The 530-nt window shown below is 47.5% G+C and carries 1 pseudogene; it reads left to right on the top strand.

Annotated features, from left to right (window positions below):
- Positions 1-52: 52 nt before the first annotated feature.
- Positions 53-442 (top strand): annotated as a pseudogene (locus HEN33_RS25415) (phage tail tip domain-containing protein); the annotation flags it as partial.
- Positions 443-530 lie beyond the last annotated feature (88 nt).

Here is a 530-nt window from a genome sequence, read left to right as displayed (position 1 = left end):
CTGTTTACCTCTTTCTCAGGGAGTTTAGTCTCCAGGATTCCCGGGGCGGTTCACTTTCCCCCGCACGAGCACTTATGCCAGTGGCACCATCACGGTAAGAATCAGTGATGATCAGAAGTTTGACCGGCAGGTCATGATACCGCCAGTGTTATTCCGCGGTGGTAAGCATGAGAATTTCAACAGTAATAACCAACAGTCATACTGGTATTCAACCTGCCGGTTAAGAGTGACCCGCAATGGTCAGGAGATTTTTAATCAGTCCACGACGGATGCTCAGGGCGTATTTTCCTCAGTTATAGATATGCCTGCCGGACAGGGGACGCTGACACTGACATTCACCGTATCTTCATCAGGAGCGAATAACTGGACACCAACAACCAGTATCAGCGATCTGCTGGTTGTGGTGATGAAAAAATCCACAGCAGGTATCAGTATCAGCTGAATTTTATAACCCAGAACGGGCGTCAGAAATGACGCCTTTTTTATTGCAGAAAAGCGAGAGGTAATTATGCGTAAACTTTATGCCGCCA

The organism is Escherichia sp. 94.0001 (assembly GCF_013369155.2).
GTDB lineage: Bacteria > Pseudomonadota > Gammaproteobacteria > Enterobacterales > Enterobacteriaceae > Escherichia > Escherichia coli_F.
This window is presented reverse-complemented; position numbering and strand designations above follow the sequence as displayed.